At 57.5% G+C, this 14,908-nt stretch carries 14 protein-coding genes and 1 pseudogene; 6 read left to right on the top strand and 9 right to left on the bottom strand.

Annotated features, from left to right (window positions below; translation table 11 throughout):
* Positions 1-106: 106 nt before the first annotated feature.
* The 3 genes from AC07VV_RS02465 to AC07VV_RS02455 all read right to left on the bottom strand — a co-directional run bounded on the left by AC07VV_RS02465 (position 107) and on the right by AC07VV_RS02455 (position 2,071).
* On the bottom strand, positions 107-424 hold the full coding sequence (locus AC07VV_RS02465) for a hypothetical protein (protein WP_495035127.1): 318 nt from the start codon (positions 422-424) through the stop codon (positions 107-109).
* Between the two features lie 113 nt (positions 425-537).
* Complete coding sequence (locus AC07VV_RS02460; protein ID WP_495035126.1) at positions 538-1,068, bottom strand: hypothetical protein; 531 nt, start codon at positions 1,066-1,068, stop codon at positions 538-540.
* A gap of 166 nt (positions 1,069-1,234) precedes the next feature.
* Positions 1,235-2,071, bottom strand: coding sequence for an AraC family ligand binding domain-containing protein (locus AC07VV_RS02455; RefSeq protein ID WP_495035125.1), 837 nt, complete (start codon positions 2,069-2,071; stop codon positions 1,235-1,237).
* A gap of 159 nt (positions 2,072-2,230) precedes the next feature.
* Here AC07VV_RS02455 and AC07VV_RS02450 point away from each other — a divergent pair, with 159 nt between their 5' ends.
* Positions 2,231-2,425 carry a PLD nuclease N-terminal domain-containing protein gene (locus tag AC07VV_RS02450; protein WP_495035124.1) on the top strand — a complete coding sequence of 65 codons (195 nt, stop codon included), beginning with the start codon at positions 2,231-2,233 and terminating at the stop codon, positions 2,423-2,425.
* 221 nt (positions 2,426-2,646) lie between these two features.
* Complete coding sequence (locus AC07VV_RS02445; RefSeq protein WP_495035123.1) at positions 2,647-3,708, top strand: alpha/beta fold hydrolase; 1,062 nt, start codon at positions 2,647-2,649, stop codon at positions 3,706-3,708.
* 23 nt (positions 3,709-3,731) lie between these two features.
* Here the strand turns inward: AC07VV_RS02445 and AC07VV_RS02440 are convergent, their stop codons facing one another.
* Complete coding sequence (locus AC07VV_RS02440) at positions 3,732-4,760, bottom strand: GlxA family transcriptional regulator (RefSeq protein ID WP_495035122.1); 1,029 nt, start codon at positions 4,758-4,760, stop codon at positions 3,732-3,734.
* Between the two features lie 475 nt (positions 4,761-5,235).
* Here AC07VV_RS02440 and AC07VV_RS02435 point away from each other — a divergent pair, with 475 nt between their 5' ends.
* Complete coding sequence (locus AC07VV_RS02435) at positions 5,236-6,546, top strand: MFS transporter (RefSeq protein WP_495035121.1); 1,311 nt, start codon at positions 5,236-5,238, stop codon at positions 6,544-6,546.
* A gap of 60 nt (positions 6,547-6,606) precedes the next feature.
* Here AC07VV_RS02435 and AC07VV_RS02430 read toward each other — a convergent pair whose 3' ends face one another.
* Positions 6,607-8,595: a peptidase U32 family protein gene (locus AC07VV_RS02430; RefSeq protein ID WP_495035120.1), complete on the bottom strand. Its 1,989-nt coding sequence runs from the start codon at positions 8,593-8,595 to the stop codon at positions 6,607-6,609.
* Positions 8,596-8,863: 268 nt separating this feature from the next.
* On the bottom strand, positions 8,864-9,244 hold the full coding sequence (locus AC07VV_RS02425) for a RidA family protein (protein WP_007955413.1): 381 nt from the start codon (positions 9,242-9,244) through the stop codon (positions 8,864-8,866).
* A gap of 633 nt (positions 9,245-9,877) precedes the next feature.
* Between AC07VV_RS02425 and AC07VV_RS02420 the strand changes: the two genes are divergently transcribed.
* Entirely contained in the window at positions 9,878-10,261 is a 384-nt protein-coding gene (locus AC07VV_RS02420; RefSeq protein WP_207985966.1) for a DUF6124 family protein, read from the top strand.
* A gap of 98 nt (positions 10,262-10,359) precedes the next feature.
* On the opposite strand, the gene AC07VV_RS02415 is transcribed toward AC07VV_RS02420, so the two are convergent.
* Together AC07VV_RS02415 and AC07VV_RS02410 are read right to left on the bottom strand one after the other, a co-directional pair.
* Positions 10,360-10,770, bottom strand: coding sequence for a hypothetical protein (locus AC07VV_RS02415; protein WP_495035119.1), 411 nt, complete (start codon positions 10,768-10,770; stop codon positions 10,360-10,362).
* Between the two features lie 69 nt (positions 10,771-10,839).
* Positions 10,840-11,001 (bottom strand): annotated as a pseudogene (locus AC07VV_RS02410) (50S ribosomal protein L5); the annotation flags it as partial.
* Positions 11,002-11,485: 484 nt separating this feature from the next.
* Between AC07VV_RS02410 and AC07VV_RS02405 the strand changes: the two are divergent.
* Positions 11,486-12,181, top strand: coding sequence for a transposase (locus AC07VV_RS02405; RefSeq protein ID WP_495035922.1), 696 nt, complete (start codon positions 11,486-11,488; stop codon positions 12,179-12,181).
* A 40-nt stretch (positions 12,182-12,221) separates the two neighbouring features.
* Here the strand turns inward: AC07VV_RS02405 and AC07VV_RS02400 are convergent, their stop codons facing one another.
* Positions 12,222-12,728 (bottom strand): YciE/YciF ferroxidase family protein, encoded by a 507-nt coding sequence (locus AC07VV_RS02400; protein WP_495035921.1) that lies wholly within the window; start codon positions 12,726-12,728, stop codon positions 12,222-12,224.
* A 483-nt stretch (positions 12,729-13,211) separates the two neighbouring features.
* Here AC07VV_RS02400 and AC07VV_RS02395 point away from each other — a divergent pair, with 483 nt between their 5' ends.
* Positions 13,212-14,888: an MFS transporter gene (locus AC07VV_RS02395; RefSeq protein WP_495035118.1), complete on the top strand. Its 1,677-nt coding sequence runs from the start codon at positions 13,212-13,214 to the stop codon at positions 14,886-14,888.
* Positions 14,889-14,908 lie beyond the last annotated feature (20 nt).

The following is a 14,908-nucleotide window of genomic DNA, read 5'->3' as shown; positions in this document are numbered from 1 at the left end:
GACATGGACTCCGAATCAAAACAGGAAGCCATGGTCGCGGTTGTGAGACGTTCAGTCTGGAAGGTTTGAGCAGTGCTTGCAGGAGTACTGCGGCGCGGAGCAGGACCTAATCAAGCAACTCACGCCTAAGCAGGAAAAACTCCTGCGCCAACCTCTCTGCGATCTCCTCCGCACGCCCGGTGCTGTCTACATATAACAAAACCGGATATTCGGGAAATTCCTGTTCCACCGCTTCGCCGTCGAAAGGGTCAATATTGTTTTTCAGCGTGAGGTGCTCTGACTCTTTATTACCAAAGAAATAATACTCACCGCCGTGATAGGTGCTTTCGCGTCTATCAAGGGAAAGCTCAAGACTTTCCTCAACTTTCAACCTGGCGGCTGAAACACTCAAATTTTTGACACCGTACAAATCGTAAGCAGCCATTAATGCACCCTTTGCAAACATGATGTCGGAGTATTCCAGCCTTGAACCTTGCGTCTTGCGCCACCTCCGCTAGATACCAAGGAAGACCAGATGATTCTCAGACGTCCTCACAACTAATATCGAACCCACTTCCCCGTAGATATCAATTTCGGATTATCAGGGTCAACCAGATATACCCATTCCGGATCATGCCCCAATGAACCTACTAAAACACCTAACGCATTTGGGTTCTCTGGCGTCGTTGTGTGGTGCACTGCCCCAATATAGCTTCCGATACCATTAGAGCGCAGTTGAAAACGCAAAGAGCCATCAGCATTGTAGATAGCCGCATTATCAGGATAGTTAAAAAACCAGGGAAAGTCAGGCGTACTAAATTTTGAAGGCTCTTCATTGAAAACCACCAAAACCCCTGTTCTATCTTCAAGAATATAGGGTGTCTCACTGACTGGAAGGCGTACTTCAACGCCATTCTCAAGAATCAGGTATTGCTCAAAACGTACGACTGGGTGTTCTAGTGCATATAGCATATTTTTTTTTGTATCTTCGAAGCTGGTAGAGGTCCCGTCCCAGCGGCGAAAACTCTCAAAGAGCAGACCATCATCGAATTCCCACTTCGTTCTGATTTCACTGATCAACTGACTCACTGCAACAACCTCACTGCCCCCCATGAACTTCATACAACGTTGAATGGGTTCGGGGCGTTTTATCCATGGAACTCCCCTGATGTCCGTCACCAGGCAAGCGAGCTTCCTTCATAGCATCCCACATATCGCCCACGTCTCCATCAGGAATTCCGACGTTACACGGGGTTCAGTCTGGAAGGTTTGAGCAGCGCTTGCGGTAGTCTGCCGGGGTCAGGTGATAGGCGCGGCGAAACCAGCGCCCCAAATGACTTTGATCGGCAAACCCCAGTGCGCTGGCGACGGTGGCGGGCGTTTCGCCCCGCGCCAGCATTTGTCGGGCCCGAGCCAGCCGCAACTGGATCAAATAGCCATGAGGCGCCAGCCCGAAGGCCGACTTGAAGGCCCGGGTCAGCCGAAAGCGGTCAACCCCACAGGCCTGGGCCAGATCGTCCAGCCCGATATCTTCGAAGGCATGGGCATGCAGGTAGTCCCGCGCGACCTGTGCCACACGCGGCAAGCGCGGATCGAAGGCCTGACGCTTGCGCCAGTCGAGATGGGCCGTCAGCGAGCCGAGCAAGTTGTCGACGGCGCTCTGCCGCACGATGCGCAAGTCGCCGTGATGCAGGGCCTGAAAGGCCTGATTGATGGAAATGGCCAGACGCGGATCCTGGCTCAGAGTGTCGGCGAATCCGATCTGACTGTTGTCCGGCGCTCGCTCAAACAGTGCAAGCAACTCGCGCTCCAGCCAATGCGGATCGAGATAGAGCATGGAATAGGTAAAGCCTTCCTCGGTGGGCGCGTGCCCGTCGTGGATCTCCCCAGGTTCCAGCATGAAGATCTTGCCCGGCGTACTGAAATGCCGCACCCGCCGGCAATCGAACTGCTGAACTCCTTGCTCGGTAACGCCCACCAGAAAGCTGTCATGCCAGTGCGGATCGTAGGCATGTCCCTGGAAATGAGCACGAATCGACTCGATCCCGGTGTCGGCATCCTGGGACAGGTCGATCCAGTTGCGTTTGTCCACGCAAGGCTCCAGAGAAATGGGTTCAACGGCTAAATTACCGCGCTTCACGCCAATGCGTTTAGAAGATTTGTGCAGGATGTCCAACGCAGACGGAGTGCAAATTTAATGAACCCTCAGTTTCACCGGCCGCCTAACCGAATGACCATCAGGAGGTAGCTCATGCAAATTGAAACCACGTGGGTCGTACTGGCTGTTGTTCTTGTGCTCGTTGAACTGTGGGCAATCAACCGGGTGCGCAAGAGCGAAGGGAAATCGAGCAACAAGGGCGTCTGGATCGTACTGATCGTTTTTGTACCGTTGCTGGGAGTGATCGCCTGGGCCCTCGCCGGGCCCAAACATGTCACCCAGGCCTGAAACCTGAGAACAGTGCAACAAAACCAAGCCCCGATCATTCGGGGCTTTTTCATGAGTGGCGGGTTTGTATCGCACTGTGTACGGAACGCCTGCGGATACACACGCCCTTAACTCGGGAGCAAAACCGAAACAGCACGGATACACCGGCAAGCTTCAATGGACTCCAGTTCAGAAGGGTTCAACAGAACCCCAACCCCGTCGATTGCAAAAGGAGCCTGACCATGAAGCCTGCACTGCACACCACCGCTACCGGCAAAACCCGTCGTCGCCTGCTGGGCCTGTCGATTCTCGCCACCGCCCTGATGCAATTCGGCGCGTTCGCCAACGCTCAATCGGCGGCGCCGGAACCGGTCAAGGCTGAAGTCGCCAGCGTGAAAGCCGATCTGCCCTTCGGCGCGCTGAAGCATGTGAAGGCCGGTGTGCTGGACGTGGCTTACGCCGAAACCGGCCCGGCCGATGGCCCGGTGGTGATTCTGCTGCACGGCTGGCCCTACGACATTCACAGCTACGACGAAGTCGCGCCGCTGCTGGCGGCCAAGGGTTATCGGGTATTGATGCCGTACGCCCGAGGTTATGGCGACACGCATTTCCTTTCCGACAAGACCGTGCGCAACGGTCAGCCTGCGGCGCTCGCCAGTGACGTCATTGATTTCATGGATGCGCTTAAGATCAAAACAGCCGTACTCGGCGGCTACGACTGGGGCGCACGTTCGGCGGACATCGTCTCGGCACTGTGGCCTGAACGAGTGAAGGCGCTGGTGTCGGTCAGCGGTTATCTGATCGGCAATCAGGCCGCCGGCAAGAACCCGCTGCCGCCCAAGGCCGAGCTGCAATGGTGGTATCAGTTCTACTTCGCCACCGACCGTGGTGCCGCAGGTTACGCCAAGAACACCCACGATTTCGCCAAGCTGATCTGGCAGACCGCCTCACCGAAATGGGCCCTCGACGACGCCACCTTCGACCGCAGCGCCAAGGCCCTGGAAAACCCGGATCACGTCGCCATCACCGTGTTCAACTACCGCTGGCGTCTGGGCCTGGTGCAGGGCGAAAGCCAGTACGAAGCGCTGGAGCAGAAACTCGCCACCGCACCGTCGATCAGCGTGCCGACCATCACCCTCGAAGGCGATGCCAACGGCGCCCCGCACCCGGCGCCCGAGGATTACGCCAAACGCTTCACCGGTAAGTACGAGTTCCGTCTGATCAACGGCGGTATCGGCCACAACCTGCCGCAGGAAAGTCCGCAGACCTTTGCCAAGGCGATCATCGACGCCGACCACCTCTGAAGCGGCGCACAAAAAACGGCTCGTTACTTGACGAGCCGTTTTTCTTTGGACGGTCGATAACCGAAATAGGCGCTGTAGCACTTGCTGAAATGGCTTGGCGATACAAACCCGCAGGCCACCAGCACATCCACCTGGGACAGCTCGGTGTGTTGCAGCAGACGCCGCGCTTCGGTGATCCGCAGCTCCATGTAATAGCGCTGCGGCGTGGTGCCCAGTTGTTCCTTGAACAGTCGCTCCAGTTGACGCCGGGAACGGCCGGCATACACCGCCAGTTGCTCCAGTTCCAGCGGCTCTTCGAGGTTCGCATCCATCAGCTTTACCACTTCGCGCAACGGTGCGCTGACGCAGATGTTCTCGGTCGGTTTGATCCGCCGGTAACGCGATTCCTCGAACGCCAGAATGTCTTCGATCCCTTCGACCAGCGCTTTGTCGTGCAGGCTCTTGATCCAGTCCAGCGCCATGTGAAAGGCGCCGGACGGACTGGACGCCGTCAACCGGTCGCGGTCGATCACGTAGGGCTCGCTGCTGACTTGGGTGGCTTTGGAGATTTCCGCCAACGCCGGCCGATGTTCCGGGTGGATCGCACAGCGATAGCCTTCCAGCACCCCTGCCCGCCCCAGAAACCATGAGCCGTTCCACAACCCGGCGAGTATCACTCCCGCCTCGGCGGCCATTTTCAGCAGACCGATAAACTCGTCACTGGCCTTCAATTCCGTGCGGTAGCCGCCGCAGATCACCAGCAGATCCAGTTCTTGTATCGCGCCCGCCTCCAGTCGCGCATCCGGGCGAATGACCAGACCCAGATCGCTGATCACCTCGCCATCGCTCAGGCCGAAGGTTCGCGTGGAAAACAGACCGGGGCGCAGCAGATTCGAAGTAATGATAGTGTCCAGCGCCTGGGTAAACGCTGGCAGGGAAAAATGCTCCAGCAGCACAAAACCCGTGCGGGTCATGCGCCCCGCCCCGGAGGAAGGCTCGTTCAAGTAGCGAAGGTTCTTGCCCTTCATGCCACCGCTGAATTGGCGTCGTTCGATCAAGGTGTGGTCCGTCATTTCGTTGTTATGACGCCATGCTAACTGCCGCCGCAGCAAATTACTCGCAAACGACGCAAGCACTACAGAGGAGATCGTTCCCACGTCGAGGCGTCGAACCGTCTGCGTGGGAATGCAGCCCGGGACGCTCCGCGTCCCTTCCAACGCCGGACGCGGAGCGTCCATGGAGGCATTCCCACGCGGAGCGTGGGAACGATCATCACCCAGTCCTGCCGGCCTGCGTCCCAGCGTCGCAGGCCCGGCACCTTGGCAAACGCCACACAAGGCTTAAAATCGCGCCTCCTCTTGCAGTCGCCCGACCGGCGCCTGCCCGCAGCCATGACAACCCTCAGGTTTGAACAGCCGGCCACTTTCACACAGTGCGCCAGGCTCAATCGTCCTGCCCGTTCGGCGGTCGTTTGTCTTCAACACACTTCGGCTTGGCACTCGCATGCGCAGAGGCGCACGTTCCGCTGTTCGATCACTTGAGGTTTTTATGACACCGCGTTTGCTGGCCATGGCGCTGGCGCCCCTGCTCGGGCTGTTCATTGTTGCTTTGGGCAACGGTTTTCTGTCTTCTTTGACTACATTGCGCCTGGGCGCGGCCGGCGAATCGGCGACGATGATCGGCATCGTGTCCTCGGCCTACTTCATCGGCTTGACCCTGGGCGCGATTTTCAACGACCGGCTGATCCTGCGCATCGGCCATATCCGCGCCTACAGCAGCTTCGCCTCGCTGATCGCCGCGACCATCCTGCTGCAAGGGCTGTTTTATGACACCTGGGGCTGGGTTGTCCTGCGCCTGATCAACGGCTGGGCCACGGTCGGCGTGTTTCTGGTGATCGAGAGCTGGCTGCTGCTGGCCGGTGACGCGAAGATTCGCGGTCGTCTGCTCGCGCTATACATGATCGTCCTCTACGGCGCCGGCGTGCTCGGCCAAGCATTTTTGGGGAAAATCACCGGGCTGGGCGACACCGCGCCGTTCATGGTTGCCGGCATGCTGGCGACCTTGTCGGTGCTGCCGATTGTGATCCTGCCGCGCGTTTCGCCGCTGCTGGAACAGGTCGAACCGCTCAAGCCACGGGCCTTGCTCGGCGTATCACCGACCGGGCTGGTCGGCTGCTTCGGCTCCGGCGTCACCATCGCGGCGATCTACACCCTGCTGCCGCTGTACCTGCAACGCATCGGCCTGAACGTCGGCGAAGTCGGCAGCATGATGGCCTGGACGATCCTCGGCGCGATGCTATTGCAATACCCGGTCGGGCGCTGGTCCGACCGCAAGGATCGCCTGCAAGTGCTGACCGTGCTCTGCGCCGCGTGCACCGTGCTGTCGCTAGTGATCGTGCTGGTGCCACTGTCCTCGGCCTTGCTCGCGGCGACGCTGTTCCTGCTGGGCGGCGGTGTGTTCGCGCTGTACCCGGTGGCCGTCAGCCACGCTGCCGACCGTGCACCGGTCGAAACCTTGGTGCCGATGATTCAGGGCATGTTGCTGATCAACTCGCTGGGCTCGGCGATGAGCCCGCTGCTGATTTCGCCGGCGATGAACGCCCACGGCGAAACCGGCCTGTTCTGGGCCTTCGCTCTGGTCAACCTGGCCATGGTGACGTTCTTCTTCTGGCGCCGTGGCAAGCGTCCGGTGCCGGCCAATCCGGCGCCGTTTGCGGCGGCTGCGACCTTCTCGCCGACCGGCGCAGAGCTGCGGGTGACCGAGGATCTGCGTCAGGCCGCGCAGGAGCATCCGCCGATGGTCGATGCGTTGAGTGGCGAAGCGGCGCCGGCAACAGGATCGCGCTACGAAGCCAGTTGAGTTTCTGGCAGGCATAAAAAAACCGGTGACTTTCGTCACCGGTTTTTTATTGCCTTTGAATCAGTGCGGAGCCCGAGGAATGGTCTTCATCAGGTCTTCAGGGCTGATATGCCCCACCACGCTGCCCGGCTGCGGCAGATTCAGGATGTGGCCCTTCATCTTGCCGATCACGTGCATTTCGCACGGTTTGCAGTCGAACTTCAGGGTCAGCACTTCATCGCCGTGAATCAGTTGCATCGGCGCGACTTTGGTCTTCACGCCGGTCACGCCTTTGGCCTGTTTCGGGCACAGGTTGAAGGAGAACCGGAGGCAGTGCTTGGTGATCATCACAGGCACTTCGCCCGCTTCTTCGTGGGCCTCGTACGCGGCGTCGATCAGCTTCACGCCGTGGCGGTGATAGAAATCACGGGCCTTCTGGTTGTAGACGTTGGCCAGGAACGACAGGTGCGCCTCCGGGTACACCGGCGGAGGCGTGGTTTCAGCCTTGCGCCCGCCACGCGGGTGGGCGGCAACACGGGCGGCGGTCAGCGCTTCGATCACTTCGCGGCGCAACGACTTGAGCTGCGAGTTCGGGATGAAGAACGCTTGCGGCGCATCGAGTTTGATCGAGGTCGCGTGGTACTCGGTGGTACCGAGCTGGCCGAGCAGATCGTGCAAGGTCTCCAGCGCCTGTTCCGGTTTGTTGGCAACGCCGAACGGGCCTTCCAGCGCAACGCTGGCGCTGATGCCCTCTTCGCTGGTCACGGTCAGTTCCAGACGCTCTTCACGCAACTTCGCCAGCCAGCTCACACCGATACGACGCTCGGCGGAGGTCTTCTGCAAGGCCTGCTGCCAGTTGTGGTCGAGGTTGCGGTTCAGCGGGTGGTTCGGGCGCAGCTTGTACAGGCCTTCCGGCATTTCGTTCGGCTCGACGCGGTAGCGGTAGCGCTTCTCGCCTTCTTCCTCGAACTCGCCCTTGGCTTCGGCGATGTTGGCGCGGAAACCCACCACTTCGCGCTTGACCAGCACGTTGAGGCCGTCACCGTTGGAAAGCGGCTCGTGGGTGATGACCTGCATGTCACGCTTGCCGACTTTCTCGACCGTACCCACCGCCAGACCGGTGAAGGTCGGCGAATCGAACGCACCGATGTCGATCTTGCGCTCGCTGACGAAGTAGTCGGTGCTGCCACGGTGGAAGGTCTTTTCCGGGTCCGGCATGAAGAAATGCGCGGTGCGGCCGCTGGAGGCGCGGGCCAGGTCCGGGCGGTCGTTGAGCACGTCGTCGAGACGCTGGCGGTAATAGGCGGTGATGTTCTTCACATAGCCCATGTCCTTGTAGCGACCTTCGATCTTGAACGAACGCACACCGGCCTCGACCAGTGCGCGGATGTTGGCGCTCTGGTTGTTGTCCTTCATCGACAGCAGGTGTTTTTCGTAGGCGATCACGCCACCCTTTTCGTCTTTCAGGGTGTACGGCAGACGGCAGGCCTGGGAGCAGTCGCCACGGTTGGCACTGCGCCCGGTCTGCGCGTGGGAAATATTGCACTGACCGGAGAACGCCACGCACAACGCGCCGTGGATGAAGAACTCGATGGCGGCATCGGTTTCATCGGCGATCGCGCGGATTTCCTTGAGGTTCAGTTCACGGGCCAGTACCAGTTGCGAGAAACCGGCCTGATCGAGGAACTTGGCCCGCTCAAGGGTGCGGATGTCGGTCTGGGTGCTGGCGTGCAGCTCGATGGGTGGAATATCCAGCTCCATCACGCCCAGGTCCTGGACGATCAGCGCATCGACGCCGGCGTCGTACAACTGATGGATCAGCTTGCGTGCCGGCTCCAGTTCGTTGTCGTGCAGGATGGTGTTGATGGTGGTGAAAATGCGCGCGTGATAGCGACGGGCAAATTCCACCAGTTCGGCGATTTCACTCACCTCGTTGCACGCGTTGTGGCGCGCCCCGAAGCTCGGGCCGCCAATGTACACCGCGTCGGCGCCATGCAGGATGGCTTCGCGGGCGATGGCCACGTCACGGGCGGGGCTGAGCAGTTCCAGGTGATGTTTGGGCAAGGACATATATTTTTTTAGTCAGGCTGTCACGGTCGAGGCGCGCATTGTAGCCGCGAAACGCGTGGCCGGCACGCCTGTGCTGCCGGGTGGCTGTTTTCTTCCCGTCACGATCAGATCGCTCCCACGCGAACCGTCACCGATCGTTCCCACGCTCTGCGTGGGAATGCAGCCCGGGACGCTCCGCGTCCCTTCCAGAGCTGGAACGCGGAGCGTCCCTTGAGGCATTCCCACGCGGACGGTTCGACGCCTCGACGTGGGAACGATCATTACGGGGTCAAGCCTTCGCGGCCATCGCAGTCACTTCCACCTTCATCCCTTCAACCGCCAGCGCCGCCACGCCAACCGCCGCACGCACCGGCCATGGCTTGGCGAAGTAGCGCTTGTACACCTCGTTGAACGCAGCGCGATCAGCCATGTCGGTCAGGTAGATGGTCAGGTGCAGCACGCGATCCATCGAGCTGCCGGCCTTTTCCAGCGCGACTTTCAGCGCCTGCAACGTGCATTCACTTTGCGCGGTGACGTCGCCCAGTTCCAGGCTGCCGTCGGCACGGGTCGGGATCTGGGTCGACATCAGGATGCCGTTGAATTCGGTGACGTCCGAAGAGATCGAGTCTGCATCCGGATCCGGGGTGTAGGTGATGTCTTGGTTGGCCATGGGAAAGTCCTTCGCTGGCAGTGAGGACGGCGCCATCGTGCGCCGTTTCGGGCGGCCAGTTTACAGACACGGCGACATGTTGTGCCAAACCCGACCCTTGAAGAGTGATCGGTGCTTTTGTGGCGAGGGAGCTTGCTCCCGCTGGCCTGCGCAGCAGGCCCTCTTTGATTGGGGGCGCTTCGCGCCCCAGCGGGAGCAAGCTCCCTCGCCACAGAGTCAAGTCGGTACCGATTTCTGAAGCCTGTTTCTTGAGCGTCGTCGCGCTTAGTAAACATAGAAAACAATGGATGTTTAAAGGCACACAAAGAAACTTCCCGAAGCCTACAAATCCTTGCGCCAGAGCCTACGGCTACGCCAGAATCCGCCGGCTTGTGTGCCTAGGGGTCGGCCGGTAACTTGGATCGGGTCACTGATTTCCAGTGATCGGGTTTAGTAGCCCGTTGGTATTTGAAGAGTGCACAGGTGTCTGTCAGTCAGGTATTCCCATACCTGTATTTGATGGTGGCTGTGCGTAGGGTGCCCCCGGGCACGCCGGCTTTCTTCTTTTCCCCGGTCTACTAACCTGCGCACAGCTGCCTCCACCCCTGTTTAGTAGCTCGGGTCTGGCGGCTTCAAAACAGGAAAAGAATGAACATGTTCAAAGTCACGCCGAATCCTCCGGTCACCGAACCGGCCAGCATCACCGACCCAACCTCCCCCTACGAATGTCCTGACTCCAAGAGATTCAACGAAGCCGCCAACCGCGCTCTCGACTACCACCTAGGCCCAATATCAGCCCACATGATGGCCGCGCCCTACTACCCCAACCGCCTCTACCAGGCCAACCCGGCCAGCAACAACGAATCCCTGCTAGCCGACGCCGTCGAAACCCTGGGGTCGGCCAACGTCATGCTCAACAACTTCGTCGACCTCCTCGAAGGCCCCCACCGCAAAACCGCGCAAGGCATCGCGCAGATCGTGATGCTGGCGGAACTGGCGGTGAATCAGGTGCTGGATAACGTTGTGCCGACGGAATAGATCACACGACCGAGGGATGTTCTTCTCTATCACTTAACAACAAAAGGGGACGATTAAAAAAATTTGTCCCCCTTTGCTTCTTCTCTTGTCCTTAAAAACTAAATAGGGAACGTCACGAAGGCAGTTGAGCGCGGGTCACCACCTTTTCGATCAAAAATAGTCAGCGCCGACATGGATAACGAGTTGGAGCTCCCGACGTTTATTGCGAAATGTTTTTCATACGGCCTTGATACGCCATCCTGATAAAGATTGTCATCGGAGTTGAGTTGTTTCTCCCCACCTGCATTGCCTTTGACATTAAGGTTTATGTTAGCCTTGTTACCGCCTTGATTGCCCCCCTTGTCGATCTTGTATGTTTCAGTCTGGACACTCACCTGAGTCCCGACTTTTTGAAAGCGGAGCCTTAGCTCGCTACTAAAGCCTTCCGTAGACGATCTAAGATATGCAGTTGTCCAACCCGCAACTTCCGGGTCAGTTTGCGAGTTCGAACTTACAGATTGGTCGCTCATCTTGAAATCCCTTTAATTGGTAACGTTAAACACAAAAGAAACAAAGGGGACAGATTTATTTTCTCCATTTTAGTTTTTAAACGGCACTTTAAGCATTCGCAACAAAGCCCTCCCCTCATCATCTGATCTAGCCGTAGTCGTAAGCGTAATATCCAACCCTCGAAGAGCATCAATTTTGTCATAGTCTATCTCAGGAAAAACAATCTGCTCTTTCACACCCATGGAGTAATTTTTCTTCTCTAAAACAGGTAGCGTTCCTACTGTTTTTTCGAAAATCACTTCCGCCGTGCGCTCCCTTCTATTAATTTTCACACCAAGAACAGTAACGCGGCTAAAGTCTTTCGCAATGGTCTCTTCATTGACCTCAGCGGGTACATTTGTAAGCTTGTAAGTTGCCGGCATCTTGACCACCTCCAATAACAAAAAAAAGAATTAAGACAGATCTATTTTTAGTAACAAAGGGGACAGATTTATTTTCCAACCCCACCCGCTAAAAGTATCAACACAAACATCCACAACCGCACCTGACAGAAATGACAGTTTTTAATACTTATTCAGAACTACCAAAATTCTGAAAAACCATAAGAAACAAATAACGCAGATTCATTTAATGTCTCTCGCCCCTCAGGCGGATACATTCTCTGACACATCCCACCTGCTTCAGCTTCGCCACCTTCTAAGCTTCATCCGTCAAAACAAGGACGTAGGAAAATTCATGCCCAGAACGGGACGCATCGTGCTACCGCACTACCCGCACCATATCGTGCAGCGCGGTCACAACAGGCAGGTCGTTTTCGCAGAGCCAGCGGACTTCGAGCGCTACCTCTTTGACCTGCGCGAACTCAAAGAAGCATTAGGTATAAAAGTTTATGCCTACTGCTTGATGACCAACCATGTCCACTTGCTGCTCGCCCCAGGGGAATCAACGTCCAGCCTTGGACAGCTCATGAAAGCCCTCGCCGGGCGGATGACGCGGTATCGCAACAAAGTTGAGGGGAGGACTGGCACGCTGTGGGAAAGTCGCTACAAATCCAGCGTTGTCCAATCCGACACCTATCTATTGGCTTGCAGTCGCTACATAGAGCTAAACCCAGTGCGGGCCCACATGGTGGATCGTGCAGAAGACTACCCCTGGTCAAGTTTCGCTTTGCGCCTGAACGACTTCTCTGAATCCACATGGCTGGATAAAGATCCTTGCTTTCTAGAGCTAGGGCCCACCGATGCATTCCGGCGTGAGCGCTATAGGTCGTTTGTTGAGATAGCTACACCCACCCATGAATTGCAACTTATAAGGGGTGCGCTTCAGCGGGGACAACTTACAGGAAACAAGAAATTCGTCGACGAAATCGCGAGCATTACCGGAAGACGCATTCAGCTCAGAGAGCGCGGAAGGCCAGAAAAAACTGCTTAACACCAATAGGGGACGATTAAATAAATCTGTCCCCTTTGAATTATTTAACCTTTTTTTCCAGAGTCGCGGCTTGATTACCACCCTGCTCCGCAATCTTGCTCAGTTTTTCGTCGGCTCCTTTCTCCTCAACGAGTGTGGCAGCCAACAGAGATGCTGCTTCGTCGAGTTTTAGATGCTTCGCCATCGCGATTAAAGTGCCATAGGCCGCAATTTCGTAGTGCTCCACCTTTTGCGCTGCACCGATCAACGCGGCATCGAGCACAGCACCTTTGTCGATTTCTTCTAGCAGCTCCTTCGACTCTTCAACCAGGCCTTCCATGGCGACGCACTTCATGCGCACGAGTTTTATCCCAGTCAATTCCACGATCTGATCAATGCGTTCGATCTGCCCATGGGTTTCTTCCAAGTGAGAGGTGAAGGCATCCGCCAATAACGGGTTGGTCGCAGCTTTCGCTAAGCGTGGCAATGCTTTGGTAATTTGCTTTTCCGCACTGTAAACATCGGACAGCTCATGAATAAACAGATCTTCGACAGTTTTCCTAGCCATTTTAAGCTTCCTTATGGTCAGTATGGCGTCGCCTGATATGGCGTCCGCATTGGATGAACCTGCAAGTAAAACTGGCCGTTCATGAAGACTGACTGAATTTAAGGGGACAGATTTATTTCCCGCCCCATCCACCAGACAAAGTATCAACACAAACATCCGCAGCTGCACCTGACAGAAGTGATAGTTTTTAATACTTATTTAGAACAACAAACATTCTGAATAACCATAAGAGACTACGCCCGCAAACTCATTTAACTCATTCCCTCCCCGAACAAGCCAACCTCTCTCCATCACTGCCCACATCCGCCGCCACTGGATATCCCCCCAATCCCAATTATGCTCAAAGAAACCCCGCCCTCCCGCGAGGTCGAGAGTCTGTGCACGCTCCACGAAGCACCTGCTCCAGCACCAACTGAAGGCCCCGAGTACGCGACGTTGATGAAGTGCTCCGGCCTACAACAACAAGCACGACGGAGAACACCCATGGCAGTACTCGACAGCATGTCCACCGGCAGTGCCCCGCACCACAGCGTCAGCCGAGAGGAGCGCAAGGTCATCTTCGCCTCCTCCCTCGGCACGGTGTTCGAGTGGTACGACTTCTACCTCTACGGCTCGCTCGCCGCGATCATCGCCAAGCACTTCTTCGCCGGGGTCAACGAGACCACGGCTTTCATTTTCGCCCTGCTCGCCTTCGCCGCCGGTTTTGCGGTGCGGCCGTTTGGTGCGGTGGTGTTCGGGCGACTGGGTGACATGATCGGGCGCAAGCACACGTTTCTGATCACGATTGTGATCATGGGTGTGTCGACGGCGATTGTGGGGTTCCTGCCCGGTTACGCGACCATCGGGGTCGCGGCGCCGATCATTCTGATTACCCTGCGATTGCTGCAAGGTCTGGCGCTGGGCGGTGAATACGGTGGCGCGGCGACGTATGTGGCCGAGCATGCGCCGAAGGGTAAACGCGGGTATTTCACTTCGTGGATTCAGACTACCGCGACGCTCGGGTTGTTTCTGTCGCTGCTGGTGATTCTGGCCTGCCGCACCGCGCTGGGCACCGAGGCGTTCGAGGCCTGGGGCTGGCGGATTCCGTTTCTGCTGTCGATCCTGCTGCTGGCGGTGTCGGTGTACATCCGTCTGCAACTGAACGAATCGCCGGTGTTCATGAAGATGAAGGCCGAAGGCAAGTCCTCGAAGGCGCCGCTGACTGAATCCTTCGCCCGTTGGGACAACCTGAAAATCGTGATCATGGCGCTGCTCGGCGGCACCGCCGGCCAAGCGGTGGTCTGGTACACCGGGCAGTTCTACGCGCTGTTTTTCCTGCTGCAAACACTGAAGATCGATCCGCAGACCGCCAACCTGCTGATTGCCGGTTCGCTGCTGATCGGTACGCCGTTCTTCGTGATTTTCGGCAGCCTCTCGGACCGCATCGGGCGCAAGGGCATCATCATGGCCGGGTGCATTCTGGCGGCGGTGACCTACTTCCCGATCTTCCACGCGCTGACCCAGTACGGTAACCCCGACGTGTTCATCGCTCAGGAAAAGAACCCGGTCAAAGTGGTCGCCAACCCTGACCAATGCTCGTTCCAGTTCGATCCGGTGGGCAAGGCCAAATTCACCAGTTCCTGCGATCTGGCGAAGACCATCCTGGCCAAACGGGCTATTCCGTATGAAAACGTGGTGGCGGAACCGGGCACCGTGGCTCAGGTACGTATCGGCGATAAGGTCATCGAAAGTTTCGAAGGCACCGCCATGCCGGCCGCCGACTTCAAGACCCGCAACGACGCCTTCACCGCCGGCCTCACTACCGCGCTGAAAGAAGCCGGTTACCCGGAAAAAGCCGACCCGGCCAAGACCAATTACCCGATGGTGCTGCTCCTGCTGACCGTGCTGGTGATCTACGTGACCATGGTCTACGGCCCGATTGCGGCATGGCTGGTCGAACTGTTTCCGGCGCGCATCCGCTACACCTCGATGTCGCTGCCCTACCACATCGGCAACGGCTGGTTCGGCGGCTTCCTGCCCACCGTGGCGTTTGCGATGGTCGCGGCCACCGGGGATATCTATTACGGCTTGTGGTACCCGATTGTCATCGCGGTGATGACGGCGATTCTCGGCATTTTCTTCATGCCGGAGACCAAGGATCGCGACATCAATCACACATAAGACGGATGCGCCGCCCGCAA

Source organism: Pseudomonas sp. GW821-FHT02C04 (assembly GCF_059421845.1).
The sequence above is the reverse complement of the archived record's forward strand: the minus strand, read 5'-3'. Positions and strand labels throughout refer to the sequence as shown.